This is a genomic window from Streptomyces venezuelae, from assembly GCF_008642295.1.
Classification (GTDB): domain Bacteria; phylum Actinomycetota; class Actinomycetes; order Streptomycetales; family Streptomycetaceae; genus Streptomyces; species Streptomyces venezuelae_C.
In genome coordinates, this window is sequence record NZ_CP029190.1 from 920,554 (window position 1) to 935,389 (window position 14,836).

Sequence of the window (14,836 nt, forward strand, 5' to 3'; positions counted from 1 at the left end):
GAACGGCTCACCAGGCCGTTCCGCGCTCTTCCGCTCCGCCGGCACCGGGACCCTCATGCCCGGGCCGACGGCCGCCCGGGCCCCTCAGCCCCGGCCGGCGATGTGGCCGTACTCGTGGAACCCCCGCCCCGACTTCCGGCCCAGGAGGCCGGCCTGCACCATGCGGCGGAGCAGCGGCGGCGGAGCGTACAGGGGCTCCTTGAACTCCTCGTAGAGGGCCGCGGCGATGGCGTCGACGGTGTCGAGGCCGATCAGGTCGGCCAGTTTGAGCGGGCCCATGGGGTGGGCGCAGCCCTGTTCCATGCCGGCGTCGATGTCGGCGGCGGTGGCGAAACCGGATTCCGCCATCCGGACGGCCGACAGCAGATAGGGGATCAGCAGGGAGTTGACGATGAACCCGGCGCGGTCCTGGGAGCGGATCGCGGTCTTGCCCAGGGTGTCGCGGGCGAAGGCCTCCACGGCCCCGGCGGTCTCCGCCGAGGTGTGCAGGGAGGTCACCACCTCCACCAGCGGCAGCACCGGAACGGGGTTGAAGAAGTGCAGGCCGACCACCCGGTCGGCGCGGCGGGTGGCCATCCCCAGCTGCATGACGGGGAGGGCGGAGGTGTTGGTGGCCAGGACCGCCGCCGGGTCCTCCACGATCTTGTCGAGGGCGGCGAACACCTCCGTCTTGGCCCCGGGGTTCTCGGTCACGGCCTCGATCACGAGCTGCCGGTCGGCGAGGTCTTCCAGGTCTCCGGTGAACACCAGCCGGGCCAGGGCGTCCTCGGCCGAGAGCCGGTCGAGTTTGCCGCGCTGGACGGCGCGTTCCAGGGATACGGCGACGCGTTCGCGGGCGGTGCGGGCGGCGGTGGCGTCGGCTTCGGCCACCACCGTGTCCAGGCCGGCCCGGGCGCAGACCTCGGCGATGCCGGCGCCCATCTGGCCGCCGCCGATGATCCCGATGCGCTGGAAGCGGGCGGCGGGCCGGGTGCGGGCGCTCATGACGGCACCGGCGCGGCGGCGTGGCGGACCAGGTGGCGGGTGTAGGCCTCGGGGGTGAAGAAGGCGGGCAGTTCCGCGGCGAGGGCGGTACGGACGAACACTTCGCGGGCCTCCGCGGACAGGGCGGCGGGGTCCTCGGCGGCCAGGGCCGCGACTTCCGCGTCCAGCAGGCCGGTGACGGTGGCGTGGTCCACGCTGCCGTGGCGGAGCCACTGCCAGATCTGGACCCGGGCGATCTCCGCGGTGGCGGCGTCCTCCATCAGCCCGTAGAGGGCGACGGCTCCGCTGCCGCGCAGCCAGGCGTCGAAGTAGCGCAGGGCGACGGCGACGTTGGCGCGGATGCCCTCGTCGGTCGGCGGGGCGACGATCCGGCGGACCGAGAGCAGGTCGGCGGCCGTGACCTCGACATCGCCACGGGTGCGTTCGAGCTGGTGGGGCCGCTCCCCCAGGACGCCGTCGAAGACCTCGCGGCAGACCGGGACGAGTCCGGGGTGGGCCACCCAGGAGCCGTCGAAGCCGTCCTCGGCCTCGCGTTCCTTGTCGAGGCGGACCTTGGCGAGGGCCGCGGTGTTGGCCTCGGTGTCCCGGCTGGGCACATGGGCGGCCATACCGCCGATGGCGTGGGCGCCGCGCCGGTGGCAGGTGCGGACCAGGAGTTCGGTGTAGGCCCGCATGAAGGGGGCGGTCATGGTGACCTTGGCCCGGTCGGGCAGCCGGAAGTCGGTGCGGTGGCCGAAGGTCTTGATGAGGCTGAAGAGGTAGTCCCAGCGGCCGGCGTTGAGGCCGGCACTGTGCTCGCGCAGCTCGTGGAGGATCTCCTCCATCTCGAAGGCGGCGGTGATCGTCTCGATGAGGACGGTGGCCCGGATGGTGCCGCGGGGGATGCCGAGCAGGTCCTGGGCGAGGAGGAACACATCGTTCCAGAGCCGGGCTTCGTACCGGTTCTCCAGCTTGGGGAGGTAGAAGTAGGGGCCGGAGCCGGCGTCGATCTGGCGCTGGGCGCAGTGGAAGAAGTACAGGCCGAAGTCGACGAGGGAGGCGGGCACGGGGCGCCCGTCGATCTCCAGGTGTTCCTCGGTGAGGTGCCAGCCGCGGGGGCGGACCATGATGGTCGCGAGCTGCTCGCCGAGGCGGTATTCCCTGCCCTCGGGGGTGGTGAAGTCGATGCGCCGGTCGATGGCGTCGCTGAGGTTCAGCTGGCCGTCGATGACATTGGCCCAGGTCGGGGCGGTGGCGTCTTCGAAGTCGGCCATCCACACCTGGGCACCGGAGTTGAGGGCGTTGACGGTCATCCGGCGCTCGGGGGGTCCGGTGATCTCCACGCGGCGGTCGGTGAGACCGGGGGCGGGCGGGGCGACGCGCCAGTCGGGGTCCTCGCGGATGGCGCGGGTGGCGAGCGGGAAGCCGAGCGGGGTGCCGTGGGCGAGGTGGCCCGAACGGCGGCGGCGCTCCTTGAGGACTTCCAGGCGCCGGTCCGCGAACGCGGCGTCGAGCCGGCCGATGAACTCCAGGGCCGCGGGCGTCAGGATCTCCTCGTGACGCTCACCCGGGGCACCGAGAACCCGGACGCTGCTGGTCAGGGGCGGGAGGGACATGCGGTTCTCCTCAGCGGGGGCGGGTGCCCGACGGGGACGTCCGCCGGGCACCGGGTGCCGTGGTTCCGTGATTCCGTGGTTCCGGGCGGGATTTAGTGGAACTGCTCTTCCTCGGTGGAGCCGGCGAGCGCGGTGGTCGAGGAGGCCGGGTTGACGGCGGTGGAGACCAGGTCGAAGTAGCCGGTGCCGACCTCGCGCTGGTGCTTGACCGCGGTGAACCCCTGGGCCTGGGCGGCGAACTCGCGCTCCTGGAGGTCGACATAGGCGGTCATACCCTGTTCGGCGTAGCCGCGGGCGAGGTCGAACATGCCGTGGTTGAGGGAGTGGAAGCCGGCCAGCGTGATGAACTGGAACTTGTAGCCCATGGCGCCGAGTTCGCGCTGGAACTTGGCGATCTGGTCGTCGTCCAGGGCGGCCTTCCAGTTGAAGGACGGGGAGCAGTTGTAGGCCAGCATCTGGTCCGGGTACTGCGCGTGCATCGCCTCGGCGAACTCGCGGGCCTGGGTGAGGTCCGGGGTGCCGGTCTCCACCCAGATCAGGTCGGCGTACGGGGCGTAGGCGAGGCCGCGGGCGATGACCGGGGCCATGCCGTTCTGCACCCGGTAGAAGCCCTCGGCGGTGCGCTCGCCGGTGGTGAACTGCGCGTCGCGCTCGTCGACGTCGCTGGTGAGGAGGTTCGCGGCGAGGGCGTCGGTGCGGGCGATGATCAGGGTGGGGGTGTCCGCGATGTCGGCCGCGAGGCGGGCGGCGTTGAGGGTGCGGATGTGCTGCGAGGTGGGGACGAGGACCTTGCCGCCGAGGTGGCCGCACTTCTTCTCGGAGGCGAGCTGGTCCTCGTAGTGGATGCCGGCCGCGCCCGCCGCGATCATGGCCTTGGTCAGCTCGAAGGCGTTGAGCGGACCGCCGAAGCCGGCCTCGGCGTCGGCGACGATCGGCGCCAGCCAGTCGGTGGTGTCGGTGCCGCCCTCGGCGGTGGCGATCTGGTCGGCGCGCAGCAGGGCGTTGTTGATCCGGCGGACCACCTGGGGAACCGAGTTGACCGGGTAGAGGGACTGGTCGGGGTAGGTGTGGCCGGCCTGGTTGGCATCGGCGGCGACCTGCCAGCCGGACAGGTAGATGGCCTGGAGACCGGCCCGGACCTGCTGGACGGCCTGGCCGCCGGTCAGGGCGCCGAGGGCGTGGATGTAGTCCTGCTCGTGCAGCTGCCGCCACAGGCGTTCGGCGCCACGCCGGGCCAGGGTGTGCTCCTCGCGGACGCTGCCGGACAGCCGCACCACCTCCTCGGCGCCGTAGGTCCGCTCGATGCCGGCCCAGCGCGGGTCGGTCGCCCAGCGCTGGGCCAGCTCCGCTGCCGCCGCCTTCATCGTCTCGGTCTGCGCCATGTCCGTCTCCCTGCGTGTTGTCAACCATGCGAATTTCATGTCACTCAGTGACATCAGTACCGGGCGGCCCGCCGGACACCCGGCGAGGTGGAGCGGAGCAATGTGCCCGGAAGGGCCGGATGGCAGGAATGACGGGAATCGCCAGGGCGACGTCAGGGCGGATGTCGTCCTCGGGTCCTGCGCTCCGGCCGTGTCCGGCGGGCCGCAGTACGACTCTGGCAGTGGCACCCAGTGCCATCAAGCATGGCCGCCTGCCAAGTTCTGCGCATCTTGGGCGGCGGAATTGCCAATCTTGCAAAGGGTGCGCTTCGGCCGTCGGCGGCCTAGACTCACCCCCTACTCGCCCCCCTACTCGTCGGTAGGAGATCACCATGAGCAAGACGTATGCGGGGGCCCGCCTGCGCCGGCTGCGCGAGGAGCGCGGGATCAGCCAGGCCCAGCTGGCCCGGATGCTGGAGATCTCCCCCAGCTATCTGAACCAGATGGAGCACGACTCCCGGCCGCTGACCGTGCCGGTGCTGCTGCGGCTCACCGAGACCTTCGGCGTGGACCCCGGGTTCTTCGCGGAGCGCGACAACGCCCGGGCGGTGGCCGATCTGCGCGAGGCGCTGGCGGACGACCTCACCGCCGGCCGCGTCTCCCCCGCCGACCTGTCCGAACTCGTCCAGCGGCTGCCCGCCGTCGCCGCCGTCCTGCTCGACCTCGGGCGGCGCAACGCCGCCCTGGCGGAGCGGTTCGCGGAGGCCGCGGAGGGGCGCGGCGGCCCGGCCGGACCGGGTGCGGGGCCGCGCCCGCCGCACGAGGAGATCCGCGAGTTCTTCTACCGCCGGCAGAACTACCTGCACGAGACCGACCTGGCCGCCGGCCGGCTGGCGGCCGAGATCGGCGTCCGGCCCGGCGCGGTGCTCGCCGCCCTCTCCGGCCGGCTCACCGAACGCCACCGCGTCCAGCTGTCGGCCGGCGCCGACAGCCTGCACCGCTACGACCCCGCCCGCCGCACCCTGCACCTGTCCGCCCGGCTCCGCCCCGGCCAGCAGGCCTTCCGGATGGCCACCCAGCTCGCCCTGCTCGAACACGGGGCCGCCCTGTCCGCCCTGGCCTCCGAGGACTTCGAGGAGGGCTCGGCCGCCTGGTCGCTGGCCCGGATCGGCATCGCCAACTACTTCGCCGCCGCGCTGATCCTGCCGTACGAGCCCTTCCATGCCGCCGCCGAGGCGGCGCGGTACGACATCGAGCTGCTCACCGACCATTTCGGCCTCGGCTACGAGACCATCTGCCACCGGCTCAGCACCCTCCAGCGCCCCCGGCACCGCGGGGTGCCGTTCTCCTTCGTACGGGTGGACCGGGCGGGGAACATGTCCAAGCGGCAGTCCGCCACGGGCTTCCACTTCTCCCGCGCCGGCGGCACCTGCCCGCTCTGGAACGTCTACGAGGCCTTCGCCTCCCCCGGCCGCATCCATGTCCAGATCGCCGCCATGCCCGACGGCCAGCGCTTCCTGTGGACCGCCCGGACCGTCACCCGGCACCGCGGCGGCTGGAGCGAGCCCGGCAAGACCTTCGCCATCGGCCTCGGCTGCGAGATCCGGCACGCCGCCCGGCTGGTCTACTCCGACGGCCTCGACCTGGACAACTCCGCGGCGGCCACCCCGATCGGGATGGGCTGCCGGATCTGCGAACGGCTGGAATGCCCGCAGCGGGCCGCTCCCCCGCTCGGCCGTCCGCTGGCCATCGACGAACACCGCAGCACCTTCGTGCCGTACCCGGTGGCCGTACCGCCGGCCGTGCCCCCGCAGCGGTAGGCCGGCGTGGGAAGCCGGGGGTGGACTTACTAGGACGTCCAACTATATGTTCGTGGCACAAGGTCCGCGGTGCAGGGAAGCCGGTGTGAATCCGGCACGGTCCCGCCACTGTGACCGGGGTGTTCCCCGGGAGTCAGATACCGGCCGCGGCATGTTCTGTGTTGTTGTCCACGAGGATGGAGCAGACACGCATGGCACCGGTCCGTACCCACGACCTCGGTGATCCGGCGGAGCGCGCGCACCCGTTCGCACGCTCGTAATCCCACGTCTCACGGCCTTACCCCGCGGCGCGCCCCACCGGGCACGACCGCCGGTCTGCCGTGCCATCCCCGGATCCAACCTGACGAGAGCAGGCACCCATGGTCCGTGAACTCACCCATTTCATCGGCGGCAAGCACACCACCGGAACCTCCGGGCTCTTCGCCGACGTGTTCGACCCCAACACCGGCGGCATCCAGGCCCGCGTCCCGCTCGCCGGGCGCGCCGACACCGAGGCCGCCATCGCCAACGCCGAGGAGGCGCAGGCGGAGTGGGGGCAGTGGAACCCGCAGCGCCGCGCCCGGGTGCTGCTCCGTTTCCTCCAGCTGGTCGAGGGCGAGCGCGATGCGCTGGCCCGGCTGCTGTCGGCGGAGCACGGCAAGACCGTGGCCGACGCGCACGGCGACATCCAGCGCGGCCTGGAGGTGGTGGAGTTCGCCGCCGGCATCCCGCACCTGCTCAAGGGCGAGTTCACCGACAACGCCGGCACCGGGATCGATGTGCACTCGCTGCGCAGCCCGCTCGGTGTGGTCGCCGGGATCACCCCGTTCAACTTCCCCGCCATGATCCCGCTGTGGAAGGCCGCCCCGGCCCTGGCCTGCGGAAACGCCTTCATCCTCAAGCCGTCCGAGCGGGATCCCTCGGTACCGCTGCGGCTCGCCGAGCTCTTCCTGGAGGCGGGGCTGCCGCCCGGTGTGCTCAATGTGGTCAACGGCGGCAAGGAAGCGGTCGACACCCTGCTGGAGGACCCGCGGGTGCAGGCCCTCGGCTTCGTCGGGTCCACCCCGATCGCCGCGCACATCTATGCGACCGCCGCCGCCCACGGCAAGCGCGCCCAGTGCTTCGGCGGCGCCAAGAACCACATGATCGTGATGCCGGACGCCGACCTCGACCAGGCCGTGGACGCGCTGATCGGCGCCGGGTACGGCTCCGCCGGCGAGCGCTGCATGGCGATCTCGGTGGCGGTGCCGGTCGGCGAGGAGACCGCCGACGCCCTGGTGGCCCGCCTGAAGGACCGGATCGCCGGCCTGCGGATCGGCCGCTCCGACGACCCGGACGCCGACTTCGGCCCGCTGGTCGGCCGCGATGCGCTCGACCGGGTCAACCGGTACGTGGGAATCGGCGCCACCGAGGGCGCCGAACTCATCGTGGACGGGCGCGGGTTCACCCTCCCCGGGCACGAGAACGGCTTCTTCGCCGGGGCCACGCTCTTCGACCGCGTCACCCCGCGGATGCGGATCTACCGCGAGGAGATCTTCGGCCCGGTGCTGTGCGTCGTACGGGCCGCCGACTACGAGGAGGCGCTGCGGCTGCCGAGCGAGCACCCGTACGGCAACGGCGTGTCGATCTTCACCCGGGACGGGGACACCGCCCGGGACTTCACCCGCCGGGTCAACACCGGCATGGTCGGCGTCAACGTCCCGATCCCGGTACCGGTGGCCTACCACACCTTCGGCGGCTGGAAGCGGTCCGGCTTCGGCGACCTGAACCAGCACGGTCCGGACGCGATCCGCTTCTACACCCGGACCAAGACCGTCACCTCGCGCTGGCCCTCCGGGGTCAAGGAGGGCGCGAGCTTCACCATCCCCACGATGGGATGAGCCCGGTGACCCTGACCCTCACCCCCGACCAGCTCGCCCTGGCCGAGGTCACCCTGGACTTCGCGCAGGAGCAGCTCGCCCCGTACGCCCTCGACTGGGACCGGGACAAGCACTTCCCGCTGGACGTCATCCGCCGGGCCGCGGACCTCGGCCTCGGCGGGGTCTACGTCGGCGAGGAGCACGGCGGATCCGGCCTGAGCCGCGCCGACGGCGTCCTCGTCTTCGAGGCCCTCGCCACCGGCTGCCCCTCCATCGCCGGATACCTCTCCATTCACAACATGGTCGGCTGGATGATCGACCGGTACGGGGACCCGGCCCAGCGGGCCCGCTGGCTGCCGGACCTGTGCACGGCACGGTCCCTCGCCAGCTACTGCCTGACCGAGCCGGGCGCCGGCTCCGATGCCGCCGGCCTGCAGACCCGGGCCGAGCGCACCGCCGACGGCTACCTCCTGACCGGGGTGAAGCAGTTCATCTCCGGAGCGGGCGCCTCCGATGTGTATGTGGTGATGGCGCGCACCGGGGCGGCGGGCCCCGGCGGGATCTCCGCGTTCGTCGTCGAACGCGGCGACCCGGGGGTCTCCTTCGGCCCCAACGAGCGGAAGATGGGCTGGAACGCCCAGCCCACCCGGCAGGTGATCCTCGACGGGGTCCCGCTCCCCGCCGACCGGCGGCTCGGCGCCGAGGGCGACGGCTTCCGGATCGCCATGACCGGCCTCAACGGCGGCCGGCTCGGCATCGCCGCCTGCTCCCTGGGCGGTGCGCAGAGCGCGCTGGACCGCAGTCTGGCGTACCTGGCCGACCGGCAGGCCTTCGGCGGGCGGCTGCTCGACGCGCAGGCGCTCCAGTTCCGGCTGGCGGACATGGCCACCGAGCTGGCCGCGGCCCGGGCCCTGGTCCGGCAGGCCGCGGACGCGCTGGACCGGGGCGATGCGATGGCACCGCATCTGTGCGCCATGGCCAAGCGGTTCGCCACCGACACCGGGTACACGGTCGCCGACCGCGCCCTGCAACTACACGGCGGCTACGGCTATCTCAGCGAGTACGGCATCGAGAAGATCGTCCGCGACCTGCGGGTGCACCAGATCCTGGAAGGAACCAACGAGATCATGCGCGTCATCGTCGCCCGCGGACTCACGGAGCCCCTGCGATGAGCCCCGACCACGTCCTCGTCCGCACCGAGGGACACGCCGGCTATCTGACCCTCAACCGGCCCGAGGCCCTCAACGCCCTGTCCCACGCCATGGTGCTCCGCATCGACGAGGCGCTCACCGCCTGGGAGCAGGACCCGGCCGTCGAGACCGTCGTCATCGCCGGGGCCGGCGAGCGCGGCCTGTGCGCGGGCGGCGACATCCGGTCCATCCACGAGGACGCCCGCACCGGAGGCACCGCCTCAGCGGACTTCTGGCGTGACGAGTACCGGCTCAACGCCCGGATCGCCCGCTACCCGAAGCCGTACGTGGCGCTGATGGACGGCATCGTGATGGGCGGCGGGGTGGGGATCTCCGCCCACGGCACCGTACGGATCGTCACCGACCGGTCCCGGGTCGCCATGCCCGAGACCGGCATCGGCTTCGTCCCCGACGTGGGCGGCACCTATCTGCTGTCGCTGGCCCCCGGGGAGCTGGGCACCCATCTGGCGCTGACCGGCACCGCCGTCGGGGCGGCGGACGCCCTGCTGTGCGGGCTGGCCGACCACCACGTGCCCGCGGCGCAGCTGCCCGAACTGGCCGCCGCCCTGGCCCACACCTCCGTACACGAGGCCCTGGCCCGGTACGTCCGGGAGCCCGCGCCGGGCGGGCTGGCCGCCGCCCGGGAGTGGATCGACCCCTGCTACGCGGCGGACGACGTCGAGGAGATCCTGCGCCGGCTGAAGGGCACCGGCATCCCGGCCGCCGAGGAGGCCGCGGCCACCCTGGAGACCAAGTCGCCGACCGCGCTCAAGGTCACCCTGGCCGCCCTGCGCCGGGCCCGGCGGCTCGGCCCGCTGGAGCGGGTCCTGGAGCAGGAGTACCGCGTCTCCTGTGCGGCGCTGTCCTCCCCCGACCTGGTCGAGGGCATCCGGGCCCAGGTCATCGACAAGGACCGCAGCCCGAAGTGGTCCCCGTCCTCGCTCGCCGAGGTCGGCGAGGCCGAGGTGGAGCGCTTCTTCGCCCCGCTCGGCGCGCGCGAACTCCGTCTCGCCGCAGCCGGCTTCCCCCAGGAGGTGCCCTGGTGACCACCACCGTCGCGTTCATCGGGCTCGGCCGCATGGGCGGCCCGATGGCCGCCAACCTCGTGAAGGCCGGGCACCGCGTCCTCGGCTTCGATCTCGTCCCGGCCCTGTCGGCCGCCGCAGCCGCCACCGGGGTGGAGCCCGCCGGATCGGCCGCCGAGGCGGCCGGCGCGGCGGACGTGGTCATCACCATGCTGCCCGCCGGTGCGCAGGTGCTCTCCCTCTACCGGGAGCAGGGACTGCTCGCCGCCGCCCGCCCCGGCACCCTGTTCATCGACTGCTCCACCATCGACGTGGCCGATGCCCGGACCGCGCACGAGGCGGCCGGGGCGGCCGGGCACCGGGCGCTGGACGCCCCGGTGTCGGGCGGGGTGATAGGGGCGGAGGCCGCCACGCTCACCTTTATGGCGGGCGGCGGCGCCGACGAGTTCGCCGCGGCCGAGCCGCTGCTCTCCGTCATGGGGAAGAAGGCCGTGCACTGCGGGGCGGCGGGCGCCGGACAGGCCGCGAAGATCTGCAACAACATGATCCTCGGGATCTCCATGATCGGGGTCAGCGAGGCCTTCGTCCTGGCCGAGAGCCTGGGCCTGGACCACCAGGCCCTGTACGACGTGGCGTCCACCGCCTCCGGGCAGTGCTGGGCGCTGACCGTCAACTGCCCGGTGCCCGGCCCGGTTCCGGGCAGCCCGGCCAACCGGGACTACCGGCCCGGGTTCGCGGCGCCCCTGATGGCCAAGGACCTGGGTCTGGCGGCCAACGCCCTGCGGGCGGGCGGGGTGCATGCGCCGCTGGGCCTGAAGGCCGCCGAGATGTACGCCGCCTTCGCCGAGGAGGGCGGCGGCGAGCTGGACTTCTCGGCGATCGTCCACACCCTCCGACCGCAGAACGGAACGCAACCATGACCGCAGGCACCCCGTACGAGACGATCCTGGTGGAACGCAAGGGCCGGGTGGCGCTGCTCACCCTCAACCGGCCCGAGGCGCTCAATGCGCTGAACCTCGCCGTGATGACCGAGGTGGTGGCGGCGGCCGAGGAGCTGGACCGGGACCCGGAGGTCGGCTGCATCGTGCTGACCGGCTCGGCCAAGGCCTTTGCGGCCGGCGCGGACATCAAGGAGATGCGCCCGCAGAGCTATATGGACATGTACCTCACCGACTGGTTCACGGCATGGGACCGGCTCGGCGAGATCCGCACGCCCACCCTCGCCGCGGTCTCCGGGTACGCGCTGGGCGGCGGCTGTGAACTGGCCATGCTCTGCGACATCCTGCTCGCCGCCGACACCGCGAAGTTCGGCCAGCCCGAGATCAAGCTGGGGGTCATCCCCGGCATCGGCGGCTCCCAGCGGCTCACCCGGGCGGTCGGCAAGGCCAAGGCCATGGAACTCTGCCTGACCGGGCGCACCATGGACGCCGAGGAAGCCGAGCGCGCCGGGCTCGTCTCCCGGATCGTCCCGGCGGAGGAGCTGCTCGCCGAGGCGCTGTCGGTGGCCGAGACCGTGGCGGGGATGTCGAAGCCGGTCGCGATGATGGCCAAGGAGTCCGTGAACCGGGCCTTCGAGACCACCCTCGCCGAGGGGGTCCGCTTCGAACGCCGGCTGTTCCACGCGGTGTTCGCGACCGCGGACCAGAAGGAGGGCATGTCCGCCTTCGTGGACAAGCGTCCGCCGCGGTTCATCCACGGCTGAGGCCCCGGCCTGCGGGCCCGGCCTACGGGCCCGCGTCACCCGGACGCGGGCCCGTGCCGCTGCCGCACGGCGGCACCGAAGGCCGCGAGGGCGGTGAAGTCCTCGTCCCGCAGGCCGATCCGCGGATTGACGTGGTGGAGCAGAGCGGGCGCCGCGTGGCGGGCGGCCACATGGGCGTGATCCGCGTCGCCCTGCTCGTCGTCCACCCAGGCGAACGGCCGGCCGTCGGCGTACTCCAGCAGCGGATCGGACTTCCAGTGGACGCCGTCGGGGCGCTCGTTGAACAGGGCCTCGCCGAAGTCGACGAACGGCAGCTCGGGCAGCCCGAGTACGGGCCCGATCCAGGTGTTCGCACGGCCCATCCAGGCCGTGGCCCAGCAGATCTCGAAACCGAGTGCCAGCAGCGCCCGCCCGTGCCCGGGGTTGAGCCACACCCGCAACGGCTGCGCCGGGTCGTGCAGGCCCCAGGACTCCCCTGCCGCCCCGCTCTCCCGTGGGACGCGGAGCGTGGTGTAGCCCTCGGGGCGCCTCTGGGCCTTCGCCGCATACGGATTCAGGGGTCCGTCGACGTCGAGGAAGAGCAGCGGCCGGCTCATGGCACCCCCCGGGTTCCCGGGCTGCGGGACCGCCGGGTTGGCGAAGCATAGCCGTGCGGCGGGCGCTCGGGCTGCGGTGGGGGTGGTTCGAAGGGACAATTGCAGCGGGGCCCGGCGCGGCCGGGATTTGGCGTGCCGTGGCCGCCTCGGACGCAGAAGTAGGCGCAGAAGCAGGCGCAGAAGTAGGACGGAGTGATGCACGACCCCCTGTTCCTGGACCCTTCCGGAGCCTTCGCCGAGCCCGGCGACGAGAGCTACGCGCTGCTGGACGTGCACGGTGTGGTCATCGGACTCAGTCCGGGGGCGGAGATCCTGCTCGGCCGCGCGGCCGAGGAGGTCGAGGGGCGGCGGGCGGCCGATCTGCTGTACACGCGGTCGGACGCCGGCCGGCTGGTGGGGCGGTGCAGTGCGGACGCGGTGGTCGAGCTGGGGCACGCCGTACTGCGGCACCGCAGCGGCGAGCCCGTCGAGGTCACCCTGCAGGTGCGGCCCCTGCTCACCACCGGCGGTGACCGGCTGTGGCTGGTCCAGGCCATGGACGCCGCCGGCAGCCGCCGCCGGGAGCTCGGCTATGCCCTGCTCAGAGGGCTGTTCACGGAATCCCCGATGGTGATCGACGTCTTCGACACCCAGCTGCGGTTCCTGGCCCAGAACGAGGCACAGCGCCGCACCGGCACCTTCGGGGACGTCCCTTTCGCCGGCCGCACCATGGCGGAGGTGGCCCCGCCCGGCCTGCTGGACCTGGCGGCCTTCGAGGCGCGCCAGCGGCACGTCCTGGAGACCGGCGAAGCCCTGATCGCCTCCGAGGTACGGGGGCGCAGCCCCGGCGATCCGGGGCGCGAGCTCGTCTGGTCGGAGTCGATCCTGCCGCTGCGCAGCCCCTCCGGGGAGATGATCGCGCTGGCCCACGCGGTGGTCGACGCCACCGACCGGGTCCGGGCGCAGGACCGGCTGGCGCTGGTCAACGACGCGAGTACCCGCATCGGGACCACCCTGAACGTGCTGCGGACCGCGCAGGAACTGGTGGACGTGGCGGTTCCGCAGTTCACCGACCATGCGTACGTCAATCTGCTCGACCCGGTGTTCGGCGGCGAGGAGCCCACCGCCGGCCCGGCGGCCGAGTCCGTCGTGCTGCGCCGGGCGGCGAGTTCGGTCGCGGTGGCGGCCCGGAGCGAGGCGATGGTCCCCATGGGCGAGACCGATGTGCTCGCCTCGGCTCCCGGATCCCCCTCCCGGATCGCGCTGGCGGGAGGTGAGCCACGGCTGATGACCGGGGCCGAGCTGGTCGAGGAGTTCGCCGCGGCCGACCCCGGCCGGGCCGCCCTGGTGGCGGAGTTCGGGGTGCACTCCTGGCTGCTGGTGCCCATGTTCGCGCGCGGGGCGGCGCTCGGCACGGCCGTGTTCGTCCGCACTGGGAGCTCGCACCCGTTCGAGCCCGACGACGTCATGCTGGCCGAGGAGTTCGTGGCACGGGCCGCCGTCTGCATCGACAACGCGAGCCGGTACACCCGCGAGCGCACCACCGCCCTGGCCCTCCAGCGCAGCCTGCTGCCCCAGCAGTTGCCGGTGCTCGGCGCGGTGGAGGCCGCGGCGCGCTATGCGCCCGCCAGCGGCCATGCCGTGCTGGGGGGCGCCTGGTACGACGTGATCCCGCTGTCCGGGGCCCGGGTGGCGCTGGTGGTGGGGGACGTGGTCGGGCACGGCTTGCACTCGGCGGTGACCATGGGCCGGCTGCGCACCGCCGTACGGACGCTCGCGGATCTCGACCTGGCGCCCGAGGAGCTGCTGAGCCGGCTGGACGACCAGGTCAACCGGTTCCACGACGAACACGGCCAGGGGCTCACCGGCGCCGGGGCGGCCGGCACGACCTGCCTGTACGCGGTCTTCGATCCGGTCACCCGGCACTGCGGCCTGGCCCGGGCCGGCCATCCGCCGCCCGCCCGGTTGTCACCCGACGGGACGGTGGAACTCCTCGCCCTGCCGGAGGGGCCGGCCCTCGGACGGGCCGCGCTGCCCTTCGAGAGCGGTGAGGTGGTGCTGGCCGACGGGGATCTGCTGGTGCTGTACACCGAGGGGCTGGTGCGGGCGCAGGACCAGAGCAGCGAGACCGGCCGGGAACGGCTGTTCGCGGCGCTGTCCGGGCTGCGGACCGGCCCGGCCGGGCTGGAGGCCGGCTGCGACCACCTGATGACCGGGCTGTTGCCGGCCCGTCAGCACGACGATGCGGCCCTGCTGATGGTGCGCGTCCACGGGCTGGCCCCGGACCGTCACGCCACCTGGGACCTGGAGTGCGCACCGGAGGAGGTGGCCCGGGCGCGTGGCCTCGCCACCCGGCAGCTGGCCGCCTGGGGGCTTGAGGAGCTGGAGTTCAGCACGGAGCTGGTGGTGAGCGAGCTGGTCACCAATGCCGTCCGGTACGGGACTCCGCCGGTCCGTCTGCGGATGATCCGCGATCAGGAGCTGATCTGCGAGGTCTCGGACGGCAGCAGCACCTCCCCGCACGTACGGCGCGCACTGGAGACGGACGAGGGCGGGCGGGGCCTGTTCATGGTCGCCCAGCTCACCCAGTTGTGGGGCACCCGGTACCACGACCGGGGCAAGACCATCTGGGCCGAGCAGTCCTTCCCGGGTACGGGAGCGGAGCCGGCGGGGAACACCGCTGCCCCGCCGGGCCTGCCGGGCTTCGAGGAGCTCTGGAACACCCCCGACTGAGCCGGTGGCCCCG

At 72.9% G+C, this 14,836-nt stretch carries 11 protein-coding genes and 1 riboswitch; of the genes, 7 read left to right on the forward strand and 4 right to left on the reverse strand.

Annotation, left to right across the window (positions count from 1 at the left end):
* Positions 1-84: 84 nt before the first annotated feature.
* From DEJ50_RS04190 to aceA, 3 genes are all read right to left on the reverse strand, one after another.
* Positions 85-984, reverse strand: a complete 900-nt coding sequence (locus DEJ50_RS04190) for a 3-hydroxybutyryl-CoA dehydrogenase (RefSeq protein ID WP_150206079.1) — start codon at positions 982-984, stop codon at positions 85-87.
* The gene (aceB, locus tag DEJ50_RS04195) at positions 981-2,579 is read right to left on the reverse strand and encodes a malate synthase A (protein WP_150206081.1); all 1,599 of its coding nucleotides are present in this window, start codon (positions 2,577-2,579) and stop codon (positions 981-983) included. Before aceB ends, DEJ50_RS04190 begins: the two co-directional genes overlap by 4 nt.
* A 92-nt stretch (positions 2,580-2,671) precedes the next feature.
* A complete protein-coding gene (gene aceA / locus DEJ50_RS04200) occupies positions 2,672-3,961 on the reverse strand; it encodes an isocitrate lyase (protein WP_150206083.1) in 1,290 nt (429 codons plus the stop codon).
* Positions 3,962-4,332: 371 nt separating this feature from the next.
* Between aceA and DEJ50_RS04205 the strand changes: the two genes are divergently transcribed.
* The 6 genes from DEJ50_RS04205 (at position 4,333) to DEJ50_RS04230 (ending at position 11,515) form a co-directional block, all read left to right on the forward strand.
* Positions 4,333-5,760, forward strand: a complete 1,428-nt coding sequence (locus DEJ50_RS04205) for a short-chain fatty acyl-CoA regulator family protein (protein WP_150206085.1) — start codon at positions 4,333-4,335, stop codon at positions 5,758-5,760.
* Between the two features lie 36 nt (positions 5,761-5,796).
* Positions 5,797-5,924: riboswitch (cobalamin riboswitch) on the forward strand.
* A 195-nt stretch (positions 5,925-6,119) separates the two neighbouring features.
* Positions 6,120-7,619, forward strand: coding sequence for a CoA-acylating methylmalonate-semialdehyde dehydrogenase (locus tag DEJ50_RS04210; protein WP_150206086.1), 1,500 nt, complete (start codon positions 6,120-6,122; stop codon positions 7,617-7,619).
* Positions 7,616-8,770: an acyl-CoA dehydrogenase family protein gene (locus DEJ50_RS04215; RefSeq protein ID WP_190344275.1), complete on the forward strand. Its 1,155-nt coding sequence runs from the start codon at positions 7,616-7,618 to the stop codon at positions 8,768-8,770. Before DEJ50_RS04210 ends, DEJ50_RS04215 begins: the two co-directional genes overlap by 4 nt.
* A complete protein-coding gene (locus tag DEJ50_RS04220; protein WP_150206090.1) occupies positions 8,767-9,834 on the forward strand; it encodes an enoyl-CoA hydratase/isomerase family protein in 1,068 nt (355 codons plus the stop codon). Before DEJ50_RS04215 ends, DEJ50_RS04220 begins: the two co-directional genes overlap by 4 nt.
* Positions 9,831-10,733, forward strand: coding sequence for a 3-hydroxyisobutyrate dehydrogenase (mmsB, locus tag DEJ50_RS04225; RefSeq protein WP_190344277.1), 903 nt, complete (start codon positions 9,831-9,833; stop codon positions 10,731-10,733). Before DEJ50_RS04220 ends, mmsB begins: the two co-directional genes overlap by 4 nt.
* Positions 10,730-11,515: an enoyl-CoA hydratase gene (locus DEJ50_RS04230; RefSeq protein WP_150206091.1), complete on the forward strand. Its 786-nt coding sequence runs from the start codon at positions 10,730-10,732 to the stop codon at positions 11,513-11,515. Before mmsB ends, DEJ50_RS04230 begins: the two co-directional genes overlap by 4 nt.
* A gap of 35 nt (positions 11,516-11,550) precedes the next feature.
* On the opposite strand, the gene DEJ50_RS04235 is transcribed toward DEJ50_RS04230, so the two are convergent.
* Positions 11,551-12,111 (reverse strand): hypothetical protein, encoded by a 561-nt coding sequence (locus DEJ50_RS04235; RefSeq protein WP_150206093.1) that lies wholly within the window; start codon positions 12,109-12,111, stop codon positions 11,551-11,553.
* A gap of 195 nt (positions 12,112-12,306) precedes the next feature.
* Between DEJ50_RS04235 and DEJ50_RS04240 the strand changes: the two genes are divergently transcribed.
* Positions 12,307-14,823 (forward strand): SpoIIE family protein phosphatase, encoded by a 2,517-nt coding sequence (locus DEJ50_RS04240; RefSeq protein ID WP_150206094.1) that lies wholly within the window; start codon positions 12,307-12,309, stop codon positions 14,821-14,823.
* Positions 14,824-14,836: the final 13 nt, after the last annotated feature.